Source organism: Micromonospora sp. M51, assembly GCF_018070305.1.
Lineage (GTDB): Bacteria > Actinomycetota > Actinomycetes > Mycobacteriales > Micromonosporaceae > Micromonospora > Micromonospora parva.
Window position 1 is genome coordinate 1 of sequence record NZ_JAGPXZ010000370.1, and the last position, 5,876, is coordinate 5,876.

General features: G+C 73.2%; 6 protein-coding genes and 1 pseudogene. 3 read left to right on the forward strand and 4 right to left on the reverse strand.

Translation table 11 applies throughout. From position 1 onward, the window contains the following. The 3 genes from KBX53_RS19545 to KBX53_RS19555 all read left to right on the forward strand — a co-directional run. On the forward strand, window positions 1-841 hold an 841-nt coding region (locus KBX53_RS19545), incomplete at its 5' end, for an FtsX-like permease family protein (RefSeq protein ID WP_210860877.1). Between the two features lies 1 nt (window position 842). Then, complete coding sequence (locus tag KBX53_RS19550) at window positions 843-1,838, forward strand: ABC transporter ATP-binding protein (RefSeq protein ID WP_030336210.1); 996 nt, start codon at window positions 843-845, stop codon at window positions 1,836-1,838. Between the two features lie 11 nt (window positions 1,839-1,849). Continuing rightward, window positions 1,850-2,575 (forward strand): ABC transporter ATP-binding protein, encoded by a 726-nt coding sequence (locus KBX53_RS19555; RefSeq protein ID WP_051708782.1) that lies wholly within the window; start codon window positions 1,850-1,852, stop codon window positions 2,573-2,575. Between the two features lie 256 nt (window positions 2,576-2,831). On the opposite strand, the gene KBX53_RS19560 is transcribed toward KBX53_RS19555, so the two are convergent. The 4 genes and pseudogenes from KBX53_RS19560 to KBX53_RS19575 all read right to left on the reverse strand — a co-directional run. Beyond that, a complete protein-coding gene (locus tag KBX53_RS19560; RefSeq protein ID WP_210860879.1) occupies window positions 2,832-3,365 on the reverse strand; it encodes a hypothetical protein in 534 nt (177 codons plus the stop codon). A gap of 25 nt (window positions 3,366-3,390) precedes the next feature. Then, on the reverse strand, window positions 3,391-3,843 hold the full coding sequence (locus KBX53_RS19565; RefSeq protein ID WP_030336204.1) for a GNAT family N-acetyltransferase: 453 nt from the start codon (window positions 3,841-3,843) through the stop codon (window positions 3,391-3,393). Window positions 3,844-3,864: 21 nt separating this feature from the next. After that, window positions 3,865-5,436 carry an alpha/beta hydrolase gene (locus KBX53_RS19570; RefSeq protein WP_210860881.1) on the reverse strand — a complete coding sequence of 524 codons (1,572 nt, stop codon included), beginning with the start codon at window positions 5,434-5,436 and terminating at the stop codon, window positions 3,865-3,867. A 108-nt stretch (window positions 5,437-5,544) separates the two neighbouring features. Beyond that, window positions 5,545-5,876 (reverse strand): annotated as a pseudogene (locus tag KBX53_RS19575) (ATP-dependent DNA ligase); the annotation flags it as partial.

The window sequence follows — 5,876 nt, forward strand, 5'->3', positions numbered from 1 at the left end:
GCTGCGCACCGCCCTGCCCGGCCCGGGTCCGCTGCCGGCGATCGTCTCACCGGCGATCGCCGCCGACCTGGCGAAGGCCGGGCTGGCCGACTCCGCCTTCGTCGTGGTGCAGGGCGAGCGGTACGAGTTCCGGGTGGCCGGCACCGAGGCCGGTTTCCCGATGCTGGCGGCGAACGCCAGCCGGTTCGTGATCCTGCCCTGGCAGGCCCTGCCGACGCGGACCACCACACCCGTGCCGACCAGCCTGCTGATCGCCGGGGACGCACTGGACGCGGAAGCGCTGCGCGTCGTCGGCGACCAGGGCCAGGAGCGCTACCAGCGCGACGGCGCCGTCACCGGTCGGGAACGGCTGATCGGGGTCACCGTCGACACCCGGGCGGACGTCCGTCGGGATCTCGGCGAGGGCGGGGCGAACGGGGTGCTGGCCTTCGGGTTCCTGGGCGGTGCCGTCGGCGGCACCCTGCTCGGACTGTTGGCCATCGCGTTCACAGTGCTGGCCGGCGCGCGGTCCCGGGGCCAGGTGCTGTCCCGGCTGCGCACCCTCGGCCTGTCCCGCCGTCAGTGGCGAGGGCTGCTGCTGGTCGAGTTGACCCCGCTGGTCGCGGTGTCGGTGCTGACCGGTGCGCTCGTCGGCGCGGTCCTGCCCCTGCTGCTCAACCCGGTGCTCGGCCTGTCCGCGTTCACCAGTGGTGTGCCCGTCCGGGTGGCGTTCGAGCCCAGTCTGGTCGCCGCGGTGCTCGCGCTCGGGGCGGTCGCCCTCGGCTTCGCGGTCGCCGTCGAGGCCTTGAACAACCGCCGGTTGCGCCTCGGAGAGGTGCTTCGGCTCGGAGAGGAGAGCTGAGATGACCGCTACCGCCCAGACGCCACTGGTGCCTGACCTGGCCGCGCTGCAACAGCGGGCAGCGCTTCGCGCCGCCGAGCGGGCCGGCGGGCAGGACCGTCTCCGCGGGCACATCGTCTGCGACGGCCTGGTGCGCATCTTCAAGACCGAGGGGGTGGAGGTGGTCGCCCTACAGGGGCTCGACCTGGTCATCGACCGGGGTGAGCTGGTGGCGATCGTCGGTGCCTCCGGTTCGGGCAAGTCGACCCTGCTCAACATCCTCTCCGGCCTGGACACGCCGACCGCCGGTATCGCCCGGGTGGCCGACTACGACCTGCTCTCGCTGTCGGCCAAGCGGCGGCTGAGCTACCGGCGGCAGCTGGTCGGGTTCGTCTGGCAGCAGACCGGCCGCAACCTGCTGCCGTACCTCAACGCGCTGGAGAACGTCGAGCTGCCGATGCAGTTGGCCGGCAGGCGCAGCCGCAGGGCCCGCCGGGAGCGGGCCCGGGAACTGCTCGACCTGGTTGGCGTGGGCTACTGCGCCGACCGGCGGCCGGGGCAGCTCAGCGGCGGCGAGCAGCAGCGGGTCGCGGTGGCGGTGGCGGTGGCCAACGACCCCGAGGTGCTCTTCGCCGACGAGCCGACCGGTGAGCTGGACGAGGCGACCGGCGCGGAGGTCTTCGCGGCGCTGCGCACCATCAACGCGGAACTGGGCGTGACGATCGTGGTCGTCACCCACGACCACGCCGTGGCCACCCAGGTCCGCCGGACCGTCGCGATCCGCGACGGCCGAACCGCCTCCGAGGTACGCCGGACCGCCCGGATCGACGCGGACGGCAACACGGAGTTGGTCAGCGAGGAGTACGCGGTGCTGGACCGCAACGGTCGGATGCAGCTGCCGGCGGCGTTCGTCGACGCGCTCGCGCTGAAGGAGCGGGTCCGGCTCGACCTGGAGCCCGACCATGTGCAGGTACGGCCCGGCGACCGGGCCTCGGAGGATCGGGGGGCGCGGGCATGAGCCAGCGGAACATGGTGGTGACCGGCGCGACCGGCTTCGGCGGCGGGCTGACGACGAACTCCGACGAGGTGGTCCGCGTCAGTGGGGTCAGCCGCACCTTCGGCCGGGGTGAGCACGCCGTGCACGCCGTGCGGGACGTGTCCTTCACTGCCGGGCGAGGCGAGTTGGTGGCCATCCGAGGCCGCTCCGGGGCCGGTAAGACCACGCTGCTGAACCTCATCGGCGGGCTCGACCGACCGGACAGCGGTCAGGTGGTGGTGGCCGGGCACGAGGTGACCTCCGCCGGGGAGGCGGAGCTGCTGCGGCTGCGCCGGGGCACCGTCGGGTTCGTGTTCCAGACCTTCGGGCTGGTGCCGATCCTCTCCGCCGCCGAGAACGTGGGCGTGCCGTTGCGGCTGGCGCAGGTGCCGGCCGCGGAGCGGGAAGAGCGCGTCGCGGTGCTGCTGGAACTGGTCGGCCTGGGCGGGCACGCCGCGCAGCGCCCGTACGAGCTCTCGGGCGGGCAGCAGCAGCGGGTCGCGGTGGCCCGCGCCTTGGCCAACGAGCCGGACCTGCTCATCGCCGACGAACCCACCGGTCAGCTCGACTCGGAGACCGGGCGGTCAATCATGGACCTGCTGCGCGCGGTGGTGCACGCCCGCGGCATGACCGCACTGGTGGCCACGCACGATCCGGCCCTGATCGACCTCGCCGACCGGGTTCTCGTCCTGCGCGACGGTCGTCTGGTCGACGGCTGAGCGCTGTCGACGGCTGGCGCTCTTGGGCGCTGGCCGCTGTCGGGCGCTGGCCGCTGTCGGGCGCTGGCTGTTGTCGGGGGCTGGCTGTTGTCGGCTTGTCGGGCGGCCGGCGCGACAGGTAGGGCATGGTGGTCGCGCCCACTGTGGAGCTGATGTCGTAGCTGAATCGCGGCGGTGAATCGTTTACGACATCAGCTCCAAAGGGCCCGAGGGAGAAGTGCTGGCCCCCGTCCGGCATCAACGGCGCCCGGCCCGGTCAGGGCTGGTTGTCCTCGGGCTGGTTGCCCCCAGGCTGGATGCCCTCGGGCTGGTTGCCTCCGGGCTGGTCGGCGGGTTGGTGGCGCTCGGGAAGCGCGCCGGCGAGCGGGATCAGGAGGCAGCCCACCAGGGCCAGCACGATGCCGGGGCCCGGCGCGGTCGAGAGCAGCTCGTGGCCGACGAAGGGATCCTCGGCCTCGAAGTACCAGTACACGCCGGTGAGGCTGCCGCAGGCGAGCGCGTTGGCGATGAGCAGTCCGCGGCTGGCCTGCCGCCACACCCGACGAGCGGGACCCTCCGTGGTGGTCAGCGAGAGCACCGCGCTCCCGGCGGCGATCACCGCGAAGGGCAACGCCCAACCGACCAGCCGTGCGCCCGGGACGACCTCGGTCCGGTCGGGGTACACGCTGCGCCATCCGGGCAGCCAGAACGCCGCCACCAGCAGCACCACCCCGACCGCCAGGAGCAGCAGACCTCGCCGACGCCGTGGTGGGCGCTGCTGCGGGCTCCCGGGGCTCCTCGGCTTGCTCATGGCGGCGAACGTAGCCCGTGTGCGGTCAGAGGGCGAGCTTCATGCCCTCGTGGCTGGCCACGAAGCCGAGGCCCAGGTAGAAGCGGTGTGCGTCGGCGCGGGTCTTGTCGGTGGTGAGCTGCACCAGCGCGCAGCCGCGCTGCCGGGCCTGGTCGATCGCCCAGGTCATCAGGTCCCGGCCCAACCCCTGGCCACGTCGGTCGGAGCGGACCCGGACCGACTCGATCAGTGACCGCTCGCTGCCGTGCCGACCCAGACCCGGGATGTAGGTGATCTGCAGGCAGCCGACCAGGTCGCCGCCCTGCTCGGCCACGATCAGCTGGTTGCGCGGGTCGGCGTCGATGGCCGCGAACGCCCGCTCGTACGCCTCGTCGACCTCGGTGAAGTCGCGGGCCTTGCCCAGCACGTCGTCGGCGAGCAGGGCGATGACGGCGGGCAGGTCAGCCCGGACCGCTTCCCGGTAGATCAGATCGGTCATGCCGGGAGCCTGTCACACCGCTCAGCGGGGCGGGCAGCGCAGGCCCTCCCGGGGGACCGTCAGGTCGAGCAGGTAGGCGTCGACCGCATCGGTGATGCAGGACGTCTGCGGGTACGCGGTGTGCCCCTCGCCCTCCCAGGTCAGCACCCGGCCGACGCCCAGCATCGACGCGAGCCGGGGGGTCTGCTCGTACGGTGTCGCCGGGTCGCCGGTGGTGCCGACCACCACGATCGGCGGCGCGCCGTTCGCCTTGCCGGTCGGGTACGGGTCACGCCCACCCGGCCACTCGACGCAGCTCAACATGCCGACCGCCAACGCCGGCCCGAACAGCGGGTATTTCCCGCGCCACTCGGACTGCAACTGTCGGATCTGCTGCCGGCTCGGCTTCTCCGTCTCGTCGGCGCAGTTGATGGCCAGGTTGGCGTCGAACAGGTTCGAGTAGTGCCCGTTGTCCTCCCGGCCGGCGTACGCGTCGGCGAGCCGGAACACGTCCTTCGGGTCGCCCTCGGCCAGCTTGTCGATCGCCTGTGCCAGCTCCTGCCAACCCGACTCGGTGTAGAGCGAGGAGATGACGGCGTAGAACACCCAGCCGGCGGTGGCCTCCCGCCCGTCCGCGCCGCGTACCGGGGAGACCTTGGCCTTGTCGATGGCCGAGGTGACGGCCGCGCGGGCGTCCGGAGCGATCGGGCAGCGGCCCGCGTTCGCCGCGCACCAGGTGGTGAAGTTGGTGAAGGCCCGTTCGAAGCCGCGGGCCTGGCTTTCCGAGCCCTCGACCAACCGTTGCTGCGGGTCGACCGCGCCGTCGAGCACCAGCGCCCGCACCCGCTGCGGGTACAGCTGGGCGTACGTGGCGCCGAGCAGGGTGCCGTACGAGTAGCCCAGGTAGGTGAGCTTGTCGTCGCCCACGGCGGCGCGTACCGCGTCCATGTCCCGGGCGGCCTGCTCGGTGCCGTACAGCGGCAACTGGTCGCCGTACCGGTCGCCGCAGCCGCGCCCGATGCGCTGGCTCAGGCCGACGAAGCCGTCGAATGCCGCCTGGCTCGCCGGGTCCGGGTCGTAACCGAAGCTGGCGTCCAGGTCGGCGTCGGAGATGCACTTCACCGGGCTGGACCGGGACACCCCGCGCGGATCGAAGCCGACGATGTCGAAGCGCTCGGTGATCGACGTGGGCAGCCCGCCGAACTGGGGGCCGAAGGACAGGTAGACGGCGGTGTCGACGCCGGACCCGCCCGGACCGCCCGGGTTGACCACCAGCGAGCCCACCCGGTCGCGCTGCTTGGTGGACCGGGCGCGCAGCAGGGCGATCTCGAAGGTCTCCCCGGCGCCCGGGCCGGTGCTCGCCCCGCCGCCGGTGCCCCAGTCACGGGGCACGGCGATGCGGGTGCACTCGTAGCGCATGTTCGGCGCGCTCCGCCCGACCAACTCGTCGGGCACCTCCGGGCACGGCCGCCAGGTGGGTGCGCTGCCGGTCGGGGCAGCCGCGCCCTCCACCTCGGTGCGCGGCGCGAACGCCGGCAGCGTGCAACCGGCGGTGAGCAGCGCGGCGACGCCGAAGGCGACGAGAGTGCGACGGACCCGGCGGCTGGTCGCCATCCGAGGCTGGTCGGCGGTGCGGGTCACGTGGTCCTCCGGGATCGGGTCGACGGCCAGGCTACGCCGGGCCGGTGGCGGCGCGGTCCACGGTGGCCGTCGGATCGCCGCGCGCAGCACCTGGTCGACGTCGAAGCGGATCGGCCGGTCGAGCTGGTCGTAGCGGCAGGACCGGGGGTCGCGGTCCGGGCGCCACCGGACGAACTGGGCGGTGTGCCGGAAGCGTTCGCCCTCCATCGCGTCGTAGCCCACCTCGACCACCAGCTCCGGGCGCACCGGCTCCCACTCCAGGTTCTTCGTGCCGGTCCACCGGCTCACCCCACCCGGGATGCGTTGGCCGCGCTCGTGGTCGCCGTGCACCCACGGGTGCTCGCCGCCGGTGTCCCGGTAGGGCGCCAGCTCGTCGAGCAACTCGGCGCGGCGGGCCTTGCTGAACGACGCGC

Coding starts and splice junctions, on each gene's coding strand:
- KBX53_RS19560 (WP_210860879.1), bottom strand. CDS start 3,365: ATGAGCAAGCCGAGGAGCCCCGGGAGCCCGCAGCAGCGCCCACCACGG.
- KBX53_RS19550 (WP_030336210.1), top strand. CDS start 843: ATGACCGCTACCGCCCAGACGCCACTGGTGCCTGACCTGGCCGCGCTG.
- KBX53_RS19565 (WP_030336204.1), bottom strand. CDS start 3,843: ATGACCGATCTGATCTACCGGGAAGCGGTCCGGGCTGACCTGCCCGCC.
- KBX53_RS19570 (WP_210860881.1), bottom strand. CDS start 5,436: ATGGCGACCAGCCGCCGGGTCCGTCGCACTCTCGTCGCCTTCGGCGTC.
- KBX53_RS19555 (WP_051708782.1), top strand. CDS start 1,850: ATGGTGGTGACCGGCGCGACCGGCTTCGGCGGCGGGCTGACGACGAAC.